The sequence below is a fragment of the Klebsiella sp. OBRC7 genome (genome assembly GCF_000293135.1).
In the GTDB taxonomy this organism is placed as follows: domain Bacteria; phylum Pseudomonadota; class Gammaproteobacteria; order Enterobacterales; family Enterobacteriaceae; genus Klebsiella; species Klebsiella michiganensis.
The window spans coordinates 18,199-36,109 of record NZ_ALNJ01000089.1 but is presented as its reverse complement, the minus strand read 5'-3'; the positions used below and the strand labels follow the sequence as shown (position 1 = coordinate 36,109).

General features: G+C 53.3%; 16 protein-coding genes. 6 read left to right on the top strand and 10 right to left on the bottom strand.

What is annotated here, in order from left to right; all coding sequences use genetic code 11:
- Positions 1 to 257: IS5/IS1182 family transposase (locus HMPREF1144_RS19080; protein ID WP_032301763.1), on the top strand; the 257-nt coding region annotated here is incomplete at its 5' end.
- Positions 258 to 469: 212 nt separating this feature from the next.
- Here the strand turns inward: HMPREF1144_RS19080 and HMPREF1144_RS19075 are convergent.
- The 4 genes from HMPREF1144_RS19075 to dnaK all read right to left on the bottom strand — a co-directional run bounded on the left by HMPREF1144_RS19075 (position 470) and on the right by dnaK (position 5,365).
- The gene (locus HMPREF1144_RS19075; protein ID WP_004098468.1) at positions 470 to 817 is read right to left on the bottom strand and encodes a phage holin family protein; all 348 of its coding nucleotides are present in this window, start codon (positions 815 to 817) and stop codon (positions 470 to 472) included.
- 107 nt (positions 818 to 924) lie between these two features.
- Positions 925 to 1,872 (bottom strand): LysR family transcriptional regulator, encoded by a 948-nt coding sequence (locus tag HMPREF1144_RS19070; RefSeq protein ID WP_009653676.1) that lies wholly within the window; start codon positions 1,870 to 1,872, stop codon positions 925 to 927.
- Between the two features lie 352 nt (positions 1,873 to 2,224).
- Positions 2,225 to 3,361 (bottom strand): molecular chaperone DnaJ, encoded by a 1,137-nt coding sequence (gene dnaJ / locus HMPREF1144_RS19065; protein ID WP_009653669.1) that lies wholly within the window; start codon positions 3,359 to 3,361, stop codon positions 2,225 to 2,227.
- An 87-nt stretch (positions 3,362 to 3,448) separates the two neighbouring features.
- Positions 3,449 to 5,365 carry a molecular chaperone DnaK gene (dnaK, locus tag HMPREF1144_RS19060; RefSeq protein WP_004128758.1) on the bottom strand — a complete coding sequence of 639 codons (1,917 nt, stop codon included), beginning with the start codon at positions 5,363 to 5,365 and terminating at the stop codon, positions 3,449 to 3,451.
- 376 nt (positions 5,366 to 5,741) lie between these two features.
- Between dnaK and HMPREF1144_RS19055 the strand changes: the two genes are divergently transcribed.
- From HMPREF1144_RS19055 to satP, 3 genes are all read left to right on the top strand, one after another.
- Positions 5,742 to 6,146 (top strand): DUF2541 family protein, encoded by a 405-nt coding sequence (locus tag HMPREF1144_RS19055; RefSeq protein WP_004098463.1) that lies wholly within the window; start codon positions 5,742 to 5,744, stop codon positions 6,144 to 6,146.
- A gap of 27 nt (positions 6,147 to 6,173) precedes the next feature.
- Entirely contained in the window at positions 6,174 to 6,923 is a 750-nt protein-coding gene (gene msyB, locus HMPREF1144_RS19050; RefSeq protein WP_004098462.1) for an acidic protein MsyB, read from the top strand.
- An 88-nt stretch (positions 6,924 to 7,011) separates the two neighbouring features.
- Complete coding sequence (gene satP, locus HMPREF1144_RS19045; protein ID WP_004098461.1) at positions 7,012 to 7,578, top strand: acetate uptake transporter; 567 nt, start codon at positions 7,012 to 7,014, stop codon at positions 7,576 to 7,578.
- Between the two features lie 46 nt (positions 7,579 to 7,624).
- Here the strand turns inward: satP and HMPREF1144_RS19040 are convergent, their stop codons facing one another.
- The 3 genes from HMPREF1144_RS19040 to tal all read right to left on the bottom strand — a co-directional run bounded on the left by HMPREF1144_RS19040 (position 7,625) and on the right by tal (position 10,696).
- A complete protein-coding gene (locus HMPREF1144_RS19040) occupies positions 7,625 to 8,935 on the bottom strand; it encodes an MFS transporter (RefSeq protein ID WP_004098460.1) in 1,311 nt (436 codons plus the stop codon).
- 120 nt (positions 8,936 to 9,055) lie between these two features.
- On the bottom strand, positions 9,056 to 9,643 hold the full coding sequence (mog, locus tag HMPREF1144_RS19035; protein ID WP_004098459.1) for a molybdopterin adenylyltransferase: 588 nt from the start codon (positions 9,641 to 9,643) through the stop codon (positions 9,056 to 9,058).
- A gap of 99 nt (positions 9,644 to 9,742) precedes the next feature.
- A complete protein-coding gene (gene tal / locus HMPREF1144_RS19030; protein WP_004098458.1) occupies positions 9,743 to 10,696 on the bottom strand; it encodes a transaldolase in 954 nt (317 codons plus the stop codon).
- A 203-nt stretch (positions 10,697 to 10,899) separates the two neighbouring features.
- On the opposite strand from tal, the gene HMPREF1144_RS19025 reads away from it, so the two are divergent.
- Both HMPREF1144_RS19025 and yaaA read left to right on the top strand, forming a co-directional pair.
- Positions 10,900 to 12,330, top strand: coding sequence for an alanine/glycine:cation symporter family protein (locus HMPREF1144_RS19025; protein ID WP_004098456.1), 1,431 nt, complete (start codon positions 10,900 to 10,902; stop codon positions 12,328 to 12,330).
- Positions 12,331 to 12,407: 77 nt separating this feature from the next.
- Positions 12,408 to 13,181 carry a peroxide stress protein YaaA gene (yaaA, locus tag HMPREF1144_RS19020; protein ID WP_004098454.1) on the top strand — a complete coding sequence of 258 codons (774 nt, stop codon included), beginning with the start codon at positions 12,408 to 12,410 and terminating at the stop codon, positions 13,179 to 13,181.
- Between the two features lie 50 nt (positions 13,182 to 13,231).
- Here the strand turns inward: yaaA and thrC are convergent, their stop codons facing one another.
- Genes thrC through thrA form a run of 3 tightly spaced genes read right to left on the bottom strand, consistent with a single transcriptional unit; the run spans position 13,232 to position 17,909 of the window.
- Positions 13,232 to 14,512 carry a threonine synthase gene (gene thrC, locus HMPREF1144_RS19015; protein ID WP_009653672.1) on the bottom strand — a complete coding sequence of 427 codons (1,281 nt, stop codon included), beginning with the start codon at positions 14,510 to 14,512 and terminating at the stop codon, positions 13,232 to 13,234.
- Positions 14,513 to 14,515: 3 nt separating this feature from the next.
- Positions 14,516 to 15,445, bottom strand: a complete 930-nt coding sequence (thrB, locus tag HMPREF1144_RS19010; RefSeq protein WP_004098450.1) for a homoserine kinase — start codon at positions 15,443 to 15,445, stop codon at positions 14,516 to 14,518.
- A 1-nt stretch (position 15,446) separates the two neighbouring features.
- The gene (gene thrA, locus HMPREF1144_RS19005) at positions 15,447 to 17,909 is read right to left on the bottom strand and encodes a bifunctional aspartate kinase/homoserine dehydrogenase I (protein WP_009653668.1); all 2,463 of its coding nucleotides are present in this window, start codon (positions 17,907 to 17,909) and stop codon (positions 15,447 to 15,449) included.
- Positions 17,910 to 17,911: the final 2 nt, after the last annotated feature.

The following is a 17,911-nucleotide window of genomic DNA, read 5'->3' as shown; positions in this document are numbered from 1 at the left end:
CCGAGCGTCCCGGCAAGGTAAAAACCTTGAAGCAGCATCCGCGCAAGAACAAAACGGCCATCAACATCGAATACATGAAAGCCAGCATCCGTGCCAAGGTAGAGCACCCGTTTCGCATCATCAAGCGGCAGTTCGGCTTCGTGAAAGCCAGATACAAGGGGCTGCTGAAAAACGATAACCAACTGGCGATGTTATTCACCCTGGCCAACCTGTTTCGGGTGGACCAAATGATACGTCAGTGGGAGAGATCTCACTAAAAACTGGGGATAACGCCTTAAATGGCGAAGAAACGGTCTAAATAGGCTGATTCAAGGCATTTACGGGAGAAAAAATCGGCTCAAACATGAAGAAATGAAATGACTGAGTCAGCCGAGAAGAATTTCCCCGCTTATTCGCACCTTCCCTAACAATACGTTGTAGCGCCGGCAAATGAATAAGGCTCATATGAGCCTTGTTCATTTGTACGATATTATTTAAGTAAATCATTACTATTTAACATCTGGCGAACTTTTGCCCCCACGATTTTTAATATAGGAACAGCGAATACCCCACCGATACCGGAAAAAAGTAAAATCATATTAAGGCTTAAGCCTTTTTCAATGGCGACGGCGCTAACCAGAAAGCTGGTAAAACAGGAAATAACAATTTGCGCCAGGCAACTGATAATACCTTTGTGCAAATGATTGGCTTTACTGGTGTTTGACTTCATCAAATAGCTGACGAAGCCCCCCCATGCACCGGTAGCGATGACGGTAAAAATAATTTCCATTTCAAGCAGTATCGCCTTCGGCGTTTCAATCTGAGCGGGAACTGACATATACGACTCCTTATGATTATGACACACTCTGAATCTACCTCTGTTTAAACAAAGTAGAGAATCAAAAATAATCATTAAGCGTCCTTTGACGGCCACTGCAGTCCTTTTCAACGACGAAATGCCGAGAGCGTATGCAGCATTGTCACCACTTCTTCAATATTCTGACTCTTACGATTCTTTTTATGCCAGTAAGCATAAATATTAATGGGTTTAAACGTCATCTCGCCAGGCGGTTGGATAATATTAATATTATAATTTCGGTTATTTTTATAAAATGTCGCAAGCTTAACTGGCATTAACGCGATCAGCGAGGTGCGCTCCACAATGCTGATGATACCGGTGATGGAATCACTCTTATACCCTTTCAGTCTGTGGCCCTGGTAAGCAACCTCGCTGTCATATAAGTTTTCGTCATTAATCATCATTGAGGAGAATAAACTAGTTTGATAGACGGCATGACGGGAAGAAAAAAAATTATGCAAGGATAGCTGTGGCAGTTCGCTCAACAAATTATCTTCACTACAGATACAACAAAAATCTTTAAAGCTGTCGATAAATCGGCTCTCAAACGCCTCATTGTTGATCGCTTCAGTGCTTATCGCGAGATCGCAATCGCCGGAGATGAGTAACCTCTTCATCTCCTCATTATCTCTGTTTCGGTTAGAAAAATGCCCGAACAGAAAGCGGTCGAATACTTTTTCATCGTAAAGCTGTGAAAGATAATAGTTTTCGGTAATGTCACCGCCAAGAATAGTGATTCGGTTCTCCTCCTGATGCTTACGCTCTGGGGTTAACGCCATCCTGACGAGGTCGATGACCTGACGAAAATTCTGGTGTACTTCCAGCGCTTTCACCGTCGGGATCAGCCCGTTTTTACCCCTGACAAAAAGTTCCTCATTATAAAAAAGCTGCAGTCTGGTTAGCGCAATGGAAACAGCCGCCGGTGTTACGGATAATTTTTTTGATGCTTTTGTCACATTTCCTGCCGATATAACGGCATCCAGTACTTTCACCAGATTATAATCAAAATCTTTTTTAAGATTTCTTGCGTTCACGTGCCACCACCCTGGAATAAATAAATACAATATAAATAATTATTTAAGCCATGCATATCATATTCATTCAAAATGAAGGTTATTGGTATCAAAAAATATCATATGTAAAAATGGTATTTTTGCGCACTGCGCTGCTCATTTTGCATACATCTATAGATGTATATTTATGGCAGATAAAATAGATCGACGATGATCCAGAAAAATAATATTACCATAAAAAACAAATAATAATATTATCACCGCAAAAGTGAATGTTTATTACAGAGGATACATTTTTTATTGCCAATACGTAAGATATAAAAAAACCCGAAATAAATTTCGGGTTTTTTTATATCAAGTGATGAAGTGATGATTAGCGCGTCAAATCATCGAAAAACTTCTTCACGCCATCGAAGAAACTTTTAGAGCGCGGACTGTTCTTCTCGCCCGTTGGCCCACCGAAGCTCTCCTGAAGATCTTTCAGCAGCTGCTTTTGTTTATCGTTAAGGCCAACCGGTGTTTCAACCACCACGCGGCACAGCAGATCGCCCTGCGCACCGCCGCGTACGGACTTCACGCCTTTACCGCGCATCCGGAACAGCTTACCTGTCTGCGTCTCGCCCGGCACTTTAAGGTTTACACGGCCGTCCAGCGTCGGAACCTCAATCTCTCCGCCGAGAGCGGCCATGGTGAAGTTAATCGGGACTTCGCAGTACAGATTATTTCCTTCACGCTCGAAAATGGCGTGCTGCTTAACCTGGACCTGTACATATAGATCGCCAGCCGGTGCGCCATGCTCGCCCGCTTCACCTTCACCTCCCAGACGAATACGGTCACCGGTATCAACGCCCGCCGGGATTTTAACCGACAGCGTTTTGGTTTTTTCAACGCGACCATGACCGTGGCATTTATTGCACGGATCTTTAATCAGCGTACCGCGCCCCTGGCAATGCGGGCAGGTCTGCTGAACGGCGAAGAAACCCTGGCGCATCTGGACCTGGCCCGCACCGTGACAGGTTGGGCAAGTCTGCGGCTGGCTACCCGCTTTGGCTCCGCTGCCGTGGCAAACGTCACACTCTTCCAGAGTCGGGATACGGATCTCTTTGGTTACGCCGCGAACGGCTTCTTCAAGCGTCAGATCCATGTTATAGCGCAGGTCCGAACCGCGCGCTGCGCGCTGGCGACCGCGTCCGCCGCCAAAAATATCGCCGAAAACATCGCCAAAGATATCGCTGAAATCCGCGCCGCCGCCAAAACCACCGCCGCCGCCGCCCATGCCGCCCTGCTCAAACGCGGCGTGACCGTACTGATCGTAGGCTGCACGCTTCTGGGCATCGGTCAGGATTTCATACGCTTCTTTGATTTCTTTGAATTTAGATTCAGCCTCTTTATCACCCTGGTTACGGTCCGGGTGATACTTCATGGCCAGGCGCTTATACGCCTTTTTGATTTCACGCTCTTCCGCTGTTCTGGAAACGCCTAAAATCTCGTAATAGTCTTGCTTTGCCATTGGTGTTTTTCAGCCCCTTAACATGCGTGCACGGGCGGAGAGGAAACCTCTTCGCCCGTGCCAGTGTTTTACCCGTTCAAAGGGCGATTATTTTTTGTCTTTCACTTCTTCGAACTCAGCGTCAACAACATCGTCGTCCTTCGCGTTGCTCTCGGAAGCGTCAGCGCCACCAGCCTGTTGCTGAGCGTGCTGCTGCTGAGCGATTTCCATCAGCTTCTGGGAAGCCTGGGCCAGCGCCTGCATTTTCGCTTCAATATCGGCTTTATCTTCACCTTTCAGTGAAGTTTCCAGCGCGGTCAGCGCAGACTCGATCGCGGTTTTATCGTCAGCCGGCAGTTTATCGCCTGCTTCTTCAACCTGCTTACGCGTGCTGTGTAGCAGGTGGTCACCCTGGTTACGGGTCTGTACCAGTTCTTCAAACTTACGGTCAGCTTCTGCGTTAGCTTCAGCATCGCGTACCATTTTCTGAATTTCTTCTTCGTTCAGACCAGAAGAGGCTTTGATGGTGATCTTCTGCTCTTTACCGCTGTTTTTGTCTTTCGCGGACACATGCAGGATACCGTCAGCATCGATGTCGAAAGTCACTTCGATCTGAGGCATACCGCGCGGTGCCGGGTTGATACCATCCAGGTTGAACTGACCCAGAGATTTGTTATCCGATGCGCGTTTACGCTCACCCTGAATAACATGGATGGTTACCGCAGACTGGTTGTCTTCAGCAGTTGAGAACACCTGGCTGTGCTTGGTCGGGATGGTGGTGTTCTTATTGATCAGCGCAGTCATCACGCCGCCCATGGTTTCGATACCCAGAGACAGCGGGGTAACGTCCAGCAGCAGAACGTCTTTTACTTCACCCGTCAGGACGCCGCCCTGAACAGCAGCGCCAATGGCAACGGCTTCGTCCGGGTTAACGTCTTTACGCGGCTCTTTACCAAAGAACTCAGCAACTTTTTTCTGCACCATCGGCATACGGGTCTGACCACCGACCAGGATAACGTCCTGGATATCGGATACGGACAGGCCAGCATCCTGCAGAGCTACTTTCAGCGGCTCGATGGAACGGTTAACCAGATCTTCGACCAGGCTTTCCAGTTTCGCACGGGTCACTTTGATGTTCATATGTTTCGGACCGGTGGCATCTGCGGTGATGTACGGCAGATTCACGTCGGTCTGCTGAGCGGAAGAGAGTTCAATCTTCGCTTTCTCAGCGGCTTCTTTCAGGCGCTGCATCGCCAGCGGGTCGTTACGCAGGTCAATGCCCTGATCTTTCTTAAACTCGTCAACGAGGTAGTTGATCAGACGGGTATCGAAGTCTTCACCGCCCAGGTGGGTATCACCGTTGGTCGCCAGAACTTCGAAGGTTTTTTCGCCGTCAACTTCGTCGATTTCGATAATGGAGATATCGAAGGTACCACCACCGAGGTCATACACCGCGATAGTGCGGTTGCCGACTTCTTTATCCAGACCGTAAGCCAGCGCAGCGGCAGTCGGTTCGTTGATGATACGTTTGACTTCCAGACCTGCAATACGGCCGGCGTCTTTGGTTGCCTGACGCTGAGCATCGTTAAAGTAAGCAGGTACGGTGATAACCGCTTCAGTTACCGGTTCGCCCAGGTAATCTTCAGCCGTTTTCTTCATTTTCTTCAGCACTTCAGCAGAGATCTGCGGCGGTGCGGTTTTGGTGCCTTTCACATCAAGCCATGCGTCGCCATTGTCTGCGGCAACAATTTTGTACGGCATGATAGAAACGTCACGCTGGACTTCTTCGTCCTGGAAGCGGCGGCCAATCAGGCGTTTAATCGCAAACAGGGTATTTTGCGGGTTTGTCACTGCCTGACGTTTAGCCGGCTGACCAACCAGAGTTTCACCATCCTGGGTATAGGCAATGATAGAAGGCGTGGTGCGATCGCCTTCGGCGTTCTCCAGCACGCGTGCAGTAGTGCCATCCATAATCGCTACACAAGAGTTGGTAGTACCCAGGTCGATACCAATAATTTTACCCATCTAAACGTCTCCACTAAAAATTCAGTCAACATGTGGTTGTGAACCTGTAATAAGGGCGAAACGTGCGGTTTCAACTACCCAGACATCATTTTTTTTCAGGTTCATTCACTGCGGTTGACTACAAGATGGGGTCGCCCACCGCGGCATCAAGGGGGGATACAAAAAAATTTTTTTGCCCTGCCCGCGCCGTCGGGTGGCAAGCAGGTCCGGAAAGCGGGCCTAAAAACGCACAAAACATAATTAATGATAATAATTAAAGTTAAATGCATTCATAAAACAATTGACATAATCCGCAATGATTACGTGCTAAAGACAATAAAGTTCCGGTGATAAAATACGCCCCCGCCATGACTCATCCAATATTCAGGAAATTCTCATGAAATCACTGATTCATATATCAGCAGGGTTATTTTTAAGCGCCGCCTTAATAACGTCAGCATCCGCTAACGATCATAAAATTTTAGGGATTGTCGCCATGCCGCGAAATGAGACTAACGATCTCACGCTGAAACTACCGGTATGCCGGGTGATTAAGCGTATCCAGCTCACTGCCGATCGCGGCGACATCCAGCTCTCCGGCGCGACGGTGTACTTTAAAGCCAGCAATAGCGCCAGCCAGAGCCTCAACGTTCCATCAACCATCAACCAGGGGGCAACCACCGACTGGATTAACATTAATAGCGACAACGATAACAAGCGCTGCGTAAAAAAAATCGCTTTTTCTGGCCACACGATTAACTCTTCCGACATGGCCTCGCTAAAAATCATTGGCGACGATTAATATCACTGTTCACCTTATCTGGTATTTATGAAAATTAATTATCTGGATGATGAAGACCTCTCTTTTCTTCATCGCTGTAGCGAAGAGCATCTGGAAACATTCACCCGAATTCTGACCCACAATGAGAATGGAAAGCCGCGCCTTTCAAGCACGCTATTACGTAATCAAACTTTCCAGGCGATGGCAGGGCATCCCGAACGCTATCGTCGCAACTGGCAGCTCATTGCCGGCGAGCTCCAGCACTTTGGCGGCGACAGCATCGCCAACACGCTGCGTCGTCACGGAAAGTTCTACCGGGAAATTTTGCTGGATGTCTGCAAGCGGCTAAAAATCAAAGTAGAGAAACAGATGTCTACGCCGGAAATCGAGCAGCATCTTCTGGAGCACTTTCTGGAACATAGCTGGAAGAAGATGGACGATCGGCAGAAGGCTGACTTTTTCATTGCCGTTGAGTGTCGGGTCAACGAGCATAAAGAGATACTTCCCTATCTGCTACAGACAAATAAGCTGGCGCAGGGCGTCTCGCATCTTCTCGAAGCCCGTCTGACGAAGATCCTCCGCACCCACGCCGCCGTTAGCGTCATCGGCCACGGTCTGGTTCGCGGCGCGGGGCTTGGCGGCCCTCTCGGCGCCGCGTTTAATGGCGTCAAAGCCGTGAGCGGCAGCGCTTATCGCGTGACCATTCCGGCCGTACTGCATATTGCCTGTTTGCGGCAAATGACCAGACTTCATCAGGTGAAAAATGAAATTGGTGAAAAATACCCCGCCAGATCATAGACAGTAACGCAGCGCCTAATTATTATGCCGCGCCCCGCCGCTGAGTGGCGGGGAATGCTTCCCTTTCTAATCATTATTTTGAGGAATTATGGGCAACACTAAGTTGGCTAATCCGGCACCGCTGGGCCTTATGGGCTTCGGCATGACCACTATTCTGCTTAACCTGGCAAATAGCGGCCTGTTCGCGTTTGATGTAGCTATCCTGGCGATGGGCATTTTTTACGGCGGCATAGCGCAGATTTTTGCCGGCCTGTTGGAATTTAAAAAAGGCAACACTTTTGGTTTAACCGCATTCACGTCTTACGGCGCTTTTTGGCTGACGCTGGTTGCTATTCTTCTGATGCCGAAAATGGGCCTTGCAGAAGCACCCAATGCGCACTTCCTCGGTATGTACCTTGGACTATGGGGCATTTTTACCCTGTTTATGTTCTTTGGCACCCTGAAAGCCGCGCGTATGCTGCAGTTTGTTTTCCTCAGTCTGACCGTGCTGTTCGCGCTGCTGGCGATTGGTCACCTGGCTGATAACGAAGGCATCGTTAAGATTGCGGGCTGGGTCGGTCTGGTCTGTGGCGCTAGCGCCATCTATCTGGCGATGGGTGAAGTGCTGAACGAGCAGTTTGGCCGCACCGTTCTGCCAATCGGCGAAAAGCATTAATTAACGTCGCCGCCCGTTCGCGAGCGGCGACGTGAGCCCTAACGATTTACGGCAGGCGCTGCAGTTCAGCTTTCGGCGCAGCGACCTGTTGTTCCAGCCCCTGGCGCAGCCAGATCCCCAGCCCCAATCCCATCAACGACAGTGCCAGCACGTACCAGGCGGGCGCCATCGGCGAAACGCCCATCAGCATGGTCACCGCAATCGGCGTCAGACCGCCAAAGATGGCGTAAGAGACGTTATAAGAGAATGAGATACCGGTAAAACGCACTTCAGCCGGGAACGCGCGCACCATCACATACGGAACCGCCCCGACCACGCCGACGCACAGCCCCACCGCGCCGTAAAGCAGGAACAGGCGCTGCGGGCTAGCGCCTGAAAGATGATAGAACGCCCAGCTTGCCGCCGCGAGGAATACGCTGCCGACAATAAACGTGCGGCTGGCGCCAAAACGGTCAGCGGCCAGCCCTGCCAGCAGGCAGCCGATACACAGCATGATGGTGGCTATGCTGTTCGCTTGCAGAGTTATGGCGGGGGCAAAGCCGTAATGTTTTTGCAGCCAGACCGGCGACATCAGGATCACCACCACCACGCCGGCGGATAAAAGCCAGGTCAGCAGCATTGAGACCACCACCGCTTTCTGATGCTTCAACGCGACGGCCTTAACCGGCAGCTCCTGCGCTAACGCCTTGCGCTGCTGCATTTCGAGGAAAACAGGCGTCTCCTGGAGCCAACGGCGCAGATACATGGCGACAAGACCAAACGCGCCGCCTAACAGGAACGGAATACGCCAGCCGCCATCGTGGATACCCTGAGGAGTCAGATGAGTATTAATCAGCGTCGCGACGACCGATCCCAGTAATATCCCCACCGTCAGGCCAGCGGTCAGCGTACCGCAGGCGATACCCATTCTTTTTTCCGGTACATGCTCCGCCACAAAGACCCAGGCGCCGGGGACTTCACCGCCAATCGCCGCCCCCTGAAGAATGCGCATAAGCAGCAGCAAAAGCGGCGCCACGATGCCTACCGACGCGTAGGTTGGCAGCAGGCCAATCGCCAGCGTAGGCAGCGCCATCAGTAAAATACTCAGGGTAAACATCTTCTTACGCCCGACCAGATCGCCAAAATGGGCCATAATGATGCCGCCAAGAGGACGTGCTAAATAACCCGCCGCAAAAATGCCGAAGGTCTGCACCTGGCGCAGCCATTCCGGGATATCGGCCGGGAAAAATAGCTCGCCGACAACGGCGGCAAAGAAGACAAAGATAATGAAATCGTAAAACTCCAGCGCGCCGCCGAGGGCGGCCAGCGTCAGCGTTTTATAATCCTGTCGATTCAGAGGTCGGGTGTAGTGTGACATAACGGGCAATCATCCAGAGGTATGAAGATATTCTACGTACGGTGTAAAGTAAAAAACACTATATCGTAAATAAAACAACACACCACTGGTGATGCAGGTTATATCAGGAATACGGTAAATTCAGGATAATGTTTCACGCCTTGCGCTTTTAGGACGGAAAGCTGCTACTACTTCGCCGTTTGTTTCCACATAAGGCCCCTCAAGCAACTGTACACAATACGGTACACTTGCGAAAACGCCGTGCACCAGCACGTTACCTTCCGCATCTTTCACGCCTTCCAGCGTTTCCTCAATCGCCTTTGGCTGCCCGGGCAGGTTAAGGATCAGCGCCTGCTTGCGGATAACGCCAACCTGACGAGAAAGAATGGCCGTCGGCACAAAATGCAGGCTCACCTGGCGCATTTGCTCACCAAAGCCGGGCATCACCCGATCGGCAATCGCCAGCGTCGCATCCGGGGTGACATCACGGCGGGCCGGGCCCGTGCCGCCGGTCGTCAGGACCAGGTGGCAGCCCATTTCATCGACCAGTTCACAGAGGGTTTGCTCGATAATAACCTGTTCATCCGGGATCAAGCGGGTTTGCAATTCGAAAGGCGTGGAGAGCGCACGGGCCAGCCACGCTTCAAGCGCGGGAATGCCTTTATCCTGATAGACGCCGCTGGAGGCGCGATCGGAAATGGAAACTAAGCCGATTCGTAAGGTGTTCATGATTATTCCGTTCAAACAGTATTAATAGACAGAATAATACACCGAGGGGAGCAAGGCAGACAGTTTAATGTGGCCGACGGACGCCGGCCACATGGGGGATTACAGCAGATCGCCGATCATTTTTTCCAGTTTTTCCTGGTCGATCGCAAACTTGCGGATGCCTTCCGCCAGTTTATCTACCGCCATCGGATCCTGGTTGTGCTGCCACAGGAATTCAGATTCGGTGATACGCGCCGGACGCGCTTTAACTTCGCCGCTGAAGGCCAGTTTGCGTTCGATGGCGCCTTCGCTTTCCGCCAGCTCTTTCAGCAGCGCAGGAGCGATAGTCAGACGGTCACAGCCGGCCAGTTCGAGGATCTCGCCGAGGTTACGGAAGCTTGCGCCCATAACCACCGTTTCGTAACCGTGCTGTTTGTAGTATTCGTAGATTTCGCTTACGGACACCACGCCCGGATCTTCTGCCGGCGCATACTCTTTCTTATCGGTGTTGGCTTTGTACCAGTCGAGGATACGACCAACGAACGGAGAAATCAGGAATACGCCCGCTTCTGCACAGGCGCGCGCCTGAGCGAAGGAGAACAGCAGCGTCAGGTTACAGTTGATGCCTTCTTTTTCCAGCTGCTCAGCGGCGCGAATGCCCTGCCAGGTAGAAGCCAGTTTAATCAGAATGCGATCATTGCCGATGCCAGCATCGTTGTACAGTTTGATGAGGCGCTTAGCTTTAGCGATAGAAGCCTCGGTGTCATAGGACAGGCGAGCATCAACTTCGGTGGAAATACGGCCAGGGATCAGCTTAAGAATTTCGAGACCAATGTTCACCGCCAGCTTATCGGAAGCATCGATAATCTGCTGCGCGCGGTCGCTGCTCTGGCCGCGAGCCCAGGCAACAGCGTCATCAATCAGCTTACGGTACTCAGGGATCTGAGCCGCGCCGAGAATCAAAGAAGGGTTAGTCGTGGCGTCCTGAGGCTGATACAGCTTCATTGCCGCGATATCTCCGGTATCAGCTACGACAGTGGTGTACTGACGCAGAGAAGTCAATTTATCCGTCATGATAGTGTTTCTCTTAAACAGCAGTTAAGGGGATGTAACCGGTCTGCCAAGATGATAACACGCTGCCGGGGCAGCGCAACCGCCTACAATGCATGAGCACAGAGTGTGATAAACTGGGCCAATTAATTCCCTGAACACTAAAGGATTGTCACTGGATTGGTAGCGCTTACACTCGCGCACCGATATGGGCAAGAGGATTCTTGATGCCTGATTTTCTGTCGTTTATCAATGAAATACTCTGGGGCTCGGTAATGATTTATCTGTTACTGGGCGCTGGCGTTTGGTTTACCTGGCGAACAAAATATATTCAGTTCCGTTATATCCGCCAGTTTAGCAGAAGTCTGAAAAAGAGCCTTCAGCCGCAGCCCGGCGGGTTAACCTCTTTTCAGGCGCTCTGTATGAGCCTGGCGGCGCGTGTGGGCAGCGGCAATATGGCAGGCGTGGCGCTGGCCATTGCCGCAGGTGGCCCCGGCGCCGTTTTCTGGATGTGGGTCTCGGCACTGCTCGGCATGGCCAGCAGTTTCGCCGAATGTTCCCTCGCGCAGCTTTATAAAGAGCGCGACTCCCGCGGGCACTTTCGCGGTGGCCCGGCCTGGTATATGGCCCGGGGACTCGGCATGCGCTGGATGGGCGTGATGTTTTCCGTTCTTCTCCTGCTGGCCTACGGCGTCATCTTTAATACCGTACAAGCCAACTCCGTTGCCCATGCCATGGAGTATGCGTTTCGTTTACCCGATGTTATCACCGGCGGCGTGCTGGCGGCGCTGACCCTGCTGGTCATCGTTCGCGGGATTCGTGGCGTAGCGCGGCTGATGCAGTGGCTCGTGCCGCTTATGGCTTTACTGTGGGTGCTGACCAGCCTGATTATCGGCCTGTGGCATATCACCGCCCTGCCGACGATTTTTGAAATCATTTTCCGCTGCGCTTTCGGCTGGCAAGAGGCCGCTGCGGGCGCGGTGGGCTACACCATCAGCCAGGCGCTCACCAGCGGCTTTCAGCGCGGGATGTTTTCCAATGAAGCGGGTATGGGTTCGACGCCAAATTCCGCCGCCGCTGCAGCCTCCTGGCCCCCTCATCCCGCGGCGCAGGGGATCGTACAAATGATTGGCGTCTTTATTGATACCATCGTGATCTGTACCGCCAGCGCCGTGATCATCATGCTGGCGCCGCGAGACGGCAACGAAGAAGCGGCAAATGGCATTCAGGCCATCCAGCATTCGATGAGCAACCTCGTCGGTGACTGGGGTTCCAGCTTTGTCGCTTTTATCGTGCTGCTGTTCGCCTTCAGTTCGATCGTCGCAAACTATATCTATGCCGAAAATAATCTCATTTTTCTCCGCATGGATAGCCTGCGTAACATCTGGCTGCTGCGTCTGCTTACGCTGTGTATGGTCGTCACCGGCGCGATGGTCAGCCTACCGGTGGTCTGGCAGATGGCGGATATCATCATGGCGCTGATGGCGATAACTAACCTGACGGCTATCCTGCTGCTGTCGCCGACGGTGCGCATCATTGCCAGCGATTATCTGCGACAGCGGAAGCTGGGCCAGCGGCCGGAATTTGACGTCACCCGCTACCCTGAGATTCATCAGCAGCTGGTACCGGGAACATGGGACAACCTGCCGCGCGAATAGCGCGGCAATCGCAGCTATCGATCTTCTCATGACGTTTTTTTGCTAAAGTCGTCAAAAATTTCCTGTAAGGACTGGATATGCTCATTCTGATTTCACCTGCAAAAACGCTCGATTATCAAAGCCCGCTGGCAACGACGCGTTATACCCAGCCAGAGCTACTGGAACACTCTCAGGAGCTTATCGGCATTGCCCGTCAGCTGTCGGCACCGCAGATTGGTAAACTGATGGGCATCAGCGACAAGCTGGCTGACCTGAACGCGACCCGCTTTCACGACTGGCAGCCAGATTTCACCCCGGACAACGCCCGTCAGGCAATCCTGGCGTTTAAGGGCGATGTCTATACCGGCCTGCGGGCAGAGACCTTTAGCGAAGCCGATTTCGATTTTGCCCAGCAGCATCTGCGCATGCTTTCCGGCCTGTACGGCGTTCTGCGCCCGCTGGATCTGATGCAGCCCTATCGTCTGGAGATGGGGATTAAGCTTGAGAACGCGAAAGGCAAAGATCTGTATCAGTATTGGGGAGACGTTATTACCGATAAGCTGAACCAGGCGTTGAAAGCCCAGGGCGACGATATTGTGGTAAATCTGGCCTCTGATGAGTACTTCAGGTCGGTGAAACCCAAACGGCTTGAGGGCCAGCTGATTAAGCCGGTATTCCTTGATGAGAAAAACGGCAAGTTTAAAGTGATCAGCTTCTACGCTAAAAAAGCGCGCGGCTTGATGAGTCGTTACATCATTGAGAATCGCTTAACGAAGCCGGAGCAACTGACCCGCTTTGATAGCGAAGGTTATTTCTTTGACGCCGACGCTTCGGGTAACGGAGAGCTGGTCTTTAAACGCCACGAGCAGTAAAAAACGCTTCCCTGCCGCCAATCTCGCAGCAGGGAAGCGCTGATTCAGACTTAGCCCATCATCAGCTTACGCAGCGCGGCAAAATCGGCCGGCAGATTATGCGACAGCAGCGGCAGATCGGCGCGATCGGCCAGCTCTTTCGGCAGCGGCAGCGTCTCTTGCAGAATCTCTTCCACGCTCTCTTTAAACTTCGCCGGATGCGCCGTGCCGAGGAACAGACCGTACTCGCCCGCCTGCAGCTGGTCGCGCAGCGCGCGATAAGCAATCGCCGCATGCGGTTCTGAGGTATAGCCGATAGCCTTCAGCTCACGCATGGTCTCTTTGGTGGTTTCATCATCCACCGCCGCGTAGCCCAGCTCGTTCAGGCGCCAGATTTTACGACGGAACAGCTCTTCCACGCGCGGCCAGTTGTTCGGTTGGCTGACGTCCATGGCGTTAGACAGCGTGGCCTGGGTTGCTTTCGGCGACCAGTTACCGTCCTGCAGGAAGCGCGGCACGGTGTCGTTGGCGTTAGTCGCCGCAATAAAGCGTTTGATTGGCAGACCCAGAGATTTGGCCAGCAGGCCGGCGGTCAGATCGCCAAAGTTACCGCTGGGTACCGAGATAACCAGCTGGTTACGGGCTTCCTGAGGCAGCTGAGCCACGGCTTCAAAGTAATAGCAAATCTGCGCCAGCAGGCGGCTGATATTGATTGAGTTAGCCGAGTTAAGACCCAGCGCAGCTTTCAGCTCTTCATCATCAAAGGCCTGTTTAACCAGCGCCTGGCAGGCGTCAAAGTCGCCGTCGATTGCCACAGTTTCAATGTTACCGCCGAGGGTGCAGAACAGCTTTTCCTGCAGCGGGCTGATTTTGCCGCGCGGATAGAGAATGACCACTTTGACGTTTGGCAGGCCATAAAACGCGTGCGCAACCGCCGCGCCGGTGTCGCCGGAGGTGGCCGTCAAAATAGTGACCGGTTTGTCGCCGGCGATATGGGTGAGCATCTGCGCCATAAAGCGGCCGCCGAAGTCTTTAAACGCCAGAGTCGGGCCGTGGAACAGTTCGAGGCAGCCGACGTCGTCCTGCACTTTGCTGACCGGCGCCGGGAAGGTAAAGGCGTTGCCGATGCGCTCTTGCAGAACGCCCTGCGGGATCTCATCGCCGATAAATGCCGACAGGATTTTTGCGCTACGCGACACGAAGTCCTGCTGCAGCATCTCGTCGATTTCAGTCAGGTTAAATTCCGGCAGATCGTGCGGGAAGAACAGCCCCTGATGCTTGCCAAGCCCCTGCGTGACGGCCTGCGCAAAGCTGACCTGTTCGTTATGATCTTTTAAGTTATAGAGTTTCATTGGTTATCCCACTACTCGAGCGCCCGCCGTGTCCAGCCGGCAAATATGAACGAAGCCTTCCTGATTTTGCAGATAGTGCGTAGCCAGCCAGTCGGCGACGCGCTGCGCGGTTTCCGGTTTATCGCATAATGCGAACAAGGTTGGACCGGAACCGGAAATGCCGCACGCCTGCGCGCCGATTTCCATTGCTGCCTGACGCGCTTCGCTGAAGCCCGGCAGTAGTTTGGTACGATACGGTTCGGCAATCACGTCTTTCATCAATTTCGCCGCCAGCTGAGGCTGGCGGGAATAGCAGGCGTGAATAAAGCCCGCCAGATGACGACCGTGGGCTATGCAGTCCTGACGGCGATACTGCGCCGGCAAAATTGCCCGCGCTTCCGCCGTTGAGACCTTAATCCCCGGATAGGCCAGCACCCACAGCCACTCGTCGAAGGACGGAATCTGCTGGCTGATGATGCCGTTTTCCTCAAGCATCAGCTGTATCCCGCCCAGATAGCACGGCGCGACGTTATCGTAATGGATACTGCCGGAAATCCGCCCTTCCATCTCGCCCATCAGCGCCAGCATCCGGCTCTCATTGAGCGGCTTGCCGCAGAACTCGTTCATCGCCACCAGCGCGGCGACCACAGAACAGGCGCTGGAGCCCAGCCCGGAACCGATCGGCATGTTTTTTTCCAGCGTCATCGCCACCGGAACCTTTTTGCCAATCTCCTGGCAAAAACGCTCCCAGCACTGATAGACGATATTTTCCTGCGGCGCCGTCGGCAGTTTGCTGGCGAAGCGACCCACGTTTTGCAGGCTAAAGCTCGTCGCCGCCTCAACCGAGACATTGTCCCCCAGCAGCGTACCGTCAACCGGCGTTACCGCCGCGCCCAGCACGTCAAACCCAACGCTCATATTAGCACTGGAAGCCGGGGCATATACTTTGACCATCTTAAACTCCTAACTTCCATGACAGGGTACGCAGCAGGTCGGCGAAAACGCCAGCCGCCGTCACATCGTTACCCGCACCATAACCGCGCAGCACCAGCGGCAGCGGCTGGTAATAGTGGCTGTAGAACGCCAGCGCATTCTCGCCGTTTTTCACTTTAAACAGCGGATCGTTGCCATCAACCGCGGCGATTTTCACACGGCAGGTGCCATCCTCTTCGATATTACCGACATAGCGCAAGACCTTACCTTCATCACGCGCTTTTGAGACCCGCGAGGCAAACTCGTCATCCAGAGAAGGCAGGCGTGCCATAAAGCTGTCGACATCGCCGCTGGCGTCAAAACCCGCCGGTAGCGCCGGCTCTACGATAATGTCAGACAGCTCCAGTTCGCGCCCGGTTTCACGCGCAAGAATCAGCAGCTTACGCGCGACATCAACGCCAGAAAGATCGTCGCGCGGATCCGGTTCGGTATAGCCCATTTCACGCGCCAGCTTCGTCGCCGCGGAGAAGCTTACGCCTTCGTCCAGCTGACCGAAGATAAATGACAGCGAGCCGGACAGAATACCGGAGAAGCGCAGCAGCTCATCGCCGGCATTCAGCAGATTTTGTAGGTTTTCGATTACCGGCAGCCCCGCGCCGACGTTGGTATCGTATAAAAACTTACGTCGTGAGCTGCTCGCAGCATGACGCAACTGATGATAGTAATCCAGCGATGAGGTATTGGCCTTTTTGTTCGGCGTCACCACGTGGAAACCTTCGCGCAGGAAATCAGCGTACTGATCTGCCACCGCCTGGCTGGAAGTACAGTCGACAATCACCGGGTTCAGCAGATGGTACTCTTTCACCAGACGAATAAGTCGCCCCAGGTTGAACGCCTCTTTGGCTTCCGCCAGCTCATAGCGCCAGTGTTCAAGGTTCAGGCCGTGTACGTTGGTCAGCAAGGCGCGCGAGTTAGCCACCCCGCAAACGCGCAGATCGATATGTTTACTCTTCAACCAGCTCTGCTGGCGCTTGATCTGTTCGATCAGCGCGCCGCCGACGCCGCCGATGCCAATGACAAACACTTCAATCACCTGATCGGTATTGAACAGCATCTGGTGGGTCACGCGAACGCCGGTGGTCGCATCATCGTTGCTCACGACAACGGAAATAGAGCGCTCGGAAGAACCCTGGGCAATCGCCACAATGTTGATATTGGCGCGCGCCAGCGCAGCGAAGAATTTAGCGGAAATCCCACGCAGGGTGCGCATACCATCGCCGACAACCGAAATAATCGCCAGGCGTTCCATGATCGACAGCGGCTCAAGCAGCCCCTCTTTCAGCTCCAGATAAAATTCATCTTCCATTACCCGCTTCGCCCGAGCGCAATCGCTCTGCGGCACGCAGAAGCTGATGCTGTATTCGGAAGAGGACTGGGTGATAAGAACAACGGAGATTCCCGCGCGGGACATAGTGGCGAACACGCGCGCCGCCATGCCAACCATCCCCTTCATTCCCGGCCCGGAGACGTTGAACATCGCCATATTGTTGAGATTAGAGATACCTTTCACCGGCAGATCGTCTTCATCGCTGCTGCCGCCGATAAGCGTACCCGGCGCCTGCGGATTGCCGGTATTTTTGATTAAACAGGGGATCTGGAACTGGGCGATGGGGGCGATAGTACGCGGGTGCAAAACTTTGGCGCCGAAGTAGGAGAGCTCCATCGCTTCCTGATAGGACATCGACTTCAGCAAACGCGCATCCGGCACCTGACGCGGGTCGCAGGTATAAACGCCGTCAACGTCGGTCCAGATTTCACAGCAGTCGGCGCGCAGGCAGGCGGCCAGCACGGCTGCGGAGTAGTCAGAGCCGTTACGGCCCAGCACCACCAGTTCGCCCTTTTCGTTACCGGCGGTGAAGCCCGCCATCAGCACCATATGGTCAGCCGGGATCTGGCTGGCGGCAATGCGGCGGGTCGACTCGGCGATATCCACGGTGGATTCGAGGTAATGGCCAACGGCAAGCAGTTTTTCAACCGGATTAATCACCGTGACGTTATGACCGCGCGCTTCCAGTAAGCCGGCCATAATAGCGATGGAGAGCTTTTCTCCCCGGCAGATCAGAGACGCATTGACGCTATCCGGGCACTGTCCAAGCAGGCTAATACCGTGCAGGACGTGTTTGATTTGCGCAAACTCCTGCTCGACAAACATTTTCAACTGAGCGTGCGGAAAGCCCGGCTGGGCATCGGCGAGGCCTTGCAGAAGTTCGGCGAAAATGCGTTCGGCATCAGCGATATTGGTCAGCGCATCCTGCCCGCCAATGGTTTTTTCGATCATCGCAACCAGATGGTTAGTGATCTTCGCCGGGGCAGACAGTACTGTCGCTACCTGCCCCTGCCTGGCATTACTCTCCAGAATATCGGCAACACGCAGAAAACGTTCTGCATTTGCCACTGATGTACCGCCGAACTTCAACACACGCATGG

Excerpts from the sequence above, each read along its gene's own strand:
- HMPREF1144_RS19075 (WP_004098468.1), bottom strand. The coding sequence starts at position 817 with ATGTCAGTTCCCGCTCAGATTGAAACGCCGAAGGCGATACTGCTTGAA.
- dnaJ (WP_009653669.1), bottom strand. The coding sequence starts at position 3,361 with ATGGCAAAGCAAGACTATTACGAGATTTTAGGCGTTTCCAGAACAGCG.
- dnaK (WP_004128758.1), bottom strand. The coding sequence starts at position 5,365 with ATGGGTAAAATTATTGGTATCGACCTGGGTACTACCAACTCTTGTGTA.
- HMPREF1144_RS19055 (WP_004098463.1), top strand. The coding sequence starts at position 5,742 with ATGAAATCACTGATTCATATATCAGCAGGGTTATTTTTAAGCGCCGCC.
- msyB (WP_004098462.1), top strand. The coding sequence starts at position 6,174 with ATGAAAATTAATTATCTGGATGATGAAGACCTCTCTTTTCTTCATCGC.
- satP (WP_004098461.1), top strand. The coding sequence starts at position 7,012 with ATGGGCAACACTAAGTTGGCTAATCCGGCACCGCTGGGCCTTATGGGC.
- HMPREF1144_RS19040 (WP_004098460.1), bottom strand. The coding sequence starts at position 8,935 with ATGTCACACTACACCCGACCTCTGAATCGACAGGATTATAAAACGCTG.
- mog (WP_004098459.1), bottom strand. The coding sequence starts at position 9,643 with ATGAACACCTTACGAATCGGCTTAGTTTCCATTTCCGATCGCGCCTCC.
- tal (WP_004098458.1), bottom strand. The coding sequence starts at position 10,696 with ATGACGGATAAATTGACTTCTCTGCGTCAGTACACCACTGTCGTAGCT.
- HMPREF1144_RS19025 (WP_004098456.1), top strand. The coding sequence starts at position 10,900 with ATGCCTGATTTTCTGTCGTTTATCAATGAAATACTCTGGGGCTCGGTA.
- yaaA (WP_004098454.1), top strand. The coding sequence starts at position 12,408 with ATGCTCATTCTGATTTCACCTGCAAAAACGCTCGATTATCAAAGCCCG.
- thrC (WP_009653672.1), bottom strand. The coding sequence starts at position 14,512 with ATGAAACTCTATAACTTAAAAGATCATAACGAACAGGTCAGCTTTGCG.
- thrB (WP_004098450.1), bottom strand. The coding sequence starts at position 15,445 with ATGGTCAAAGTATATGCCCCGGCTTCCAGTGCTAATATGAGCGTTGGG.
- thrA (WP_009653668.1), bottom strand. The coding sequence starts at position 17,909 with ATGCGTGTGTTGAAGTTCGGCGGTACATCAGTGGCAAATGCAGAACGT.